Origin of the sequence: Streptomyces sp. SID12501, from assembly GCF_010550245.1 — a bacterium.
Taxonomy (GTDB): Bacteria; Actinomycetota; Actinomycetes; order Streptomycetales; family Streptomycetaceae; genus Streptomyces.
The window spans coordinates 1-387 of sequence record NZ_JAAGLU010001050.1; the positions used below are offsets into that span (position 1 = coordinate 1).

General features: G+C 76.0%; 1 protein-coding gene. It reads right to left on the reverse strand.

Annotated elements, in window-relative coordinates:
* Window positions 1–272, reverse strand: a 272-nt coding sequence (locus G3I71_RS49770; protein WP_164325597.1) for a hypothetical protein, incomplete at its 3' end; no start/stop codon positions are given.
* Window positions 273–387: the final 115 nt, after the last annotated feature.

The window sequence follows — 387 nt, forward strand, 5'->3', positions numbered from 1 at the left end:
AGGTCGGTGACTTCTCCGGCGCGGCTCTCCAACGCGCGAAGCCGGGCAGCGGTCTCGGGGTGCCGGGCGATGGCCACCTCGACGGCCCATGCCTCGGTGAAGGTGCGCAGGGGAGCGGCGGACACCTCGGTACGGGCGTGGGCGGTGCCGGCCGCCCGGTCGCGGTCGAAGTCGGCGAGGAGATGAGGGGCGACCCGGGCGAGGGTGGCGCGGATCGCGTCGGGCAGGGCCGGCGGCTGCGGGGTGGTCGACGGCCGGGGCGCGGCACTCATGCGGCTTCGGTCCTCTCCTGCGCGTCCGGCTCGTGTGTCCCCCGGTTGTGGCCGCCGGGTGGTGAGGGGTGGGGCCGGGGGCCGTGGTCTCCGAAGTCACCGCAGCCACGTATGG